Here is a 1,079-nt window from a genome sequence, read left to right as displayed (position 1 = left end):
ATACACACAAACAGGATGTCCACAGAGGCGGACAACGCCCGGGCCCGCCCCTACTCCACCGGGTGGTAGGCGCGTGCGGCGGCGGGGGCCTGGCCGCTCGAGCCGGTGCCGATCTCGGTGGAGTACACGGCGCGGCGCACGCCCCACGCGATGGCGGCGCCGAGCATGCCGGCGTAGACGGAGTCGGCGGCGAAGGCGCTGGTGAAGATCAGGGAGAACATGGCCGGGACCTCCTGCCACATCACCGCGACGACGACGAGCCCCACCAGGATGTACGCGCCGGCCATGAACGGGACCACGAGGCCCACCGTGCGGCCGAGGCGGTGCATGCCGCCGAACACGATCACGCAGAACAGCACGGCCATCCCGAGACCCACCCACAGCGGGTCCCAGCCCCACGCCTCGGTCGTGGCGGCGGTGACGGCGTTGGCCTGGATCTGCGGGCCGGTGAAGACCGTGGCGAACACGGTGGCCGCGGCGTAGGCGACCGCCAGCCACCGCCAGTTCCGGCCGAGCCCCTCGAGGATGTAGTACGCGGGCCCGCCGCGGTACTCGCCGCGGACCTTGTGCTTGTAGAGCTGTGCGAGCGAGCTCTCCACGAGCGCCACGGGGGCGCCGAGGATCGCCGTCACCCACATCCAGAACAGCGCGCCCGGGCCGCCCAGGTAGATCGCGGCCGCGACGCCCGCGATGTTGCCGACGCCGATGCGCCCACCCAGGGCCATGGCGAACGCCTGGAACGAGCTGATCCCCGCCGACGACGATCCTCCCCTGACCAGCTGGCCCACCATGTCCTTGAGCAGCCGCACCTGGGGAGCCGCCATGCGGATCGTGAAGTACAGGCCCAGGGCGAGGAGCCCGACGACCATGGGCAGGCTCCACATGATCGAGTTGGCGGCGGTGACGAACTGCTCCATGGTCACTTCCCAGGTCGTGGACAGGATCCGTGCACTCCATCACATTCGGGCCACCTCGGGCACCCCTGAGCCCCCGGGGGGTCTGCGCGGGACCGGCAGGGTCGGCCGGCCAGACACGCCGTGCCGTCCCCGCGCCGGCTCACCCCTGCCCCGCTCCCGCCC

Annotated in this window: 1 protein-coding gene; it reads right to left on the bottom strand. The window is 71.7% G+C overall.

Annotated features, from left to right (window positions below; genetic code table 11):
- Positions 1-50 precede the first annotated feature (50 nt).
- Positions 51-917: an alanine/glycine:cation symporter family protein gene (locus ACFWJO_RS40710; protein ID WP_386873434.1), complete on the bottom strand. Its 867-nt coding sequence runs from the start codon at positions 915-917 to the stop codon at positions 51-53.
- Between the last annotated feature and the right edge of the window lie 162 nt (positions 918-1,079).

Source organism: Streptomyces sp. NPDC127092 (assembly GCF_042722475.1).
Lineage (GTDB): Bacteria > Actinomycetota > Actinomycetes > Streptomycetales > Streptomycetaceae > Streptomyces.
This window is presented reverse-complemented; position numbering and strand designations above follow the sequence as displayed.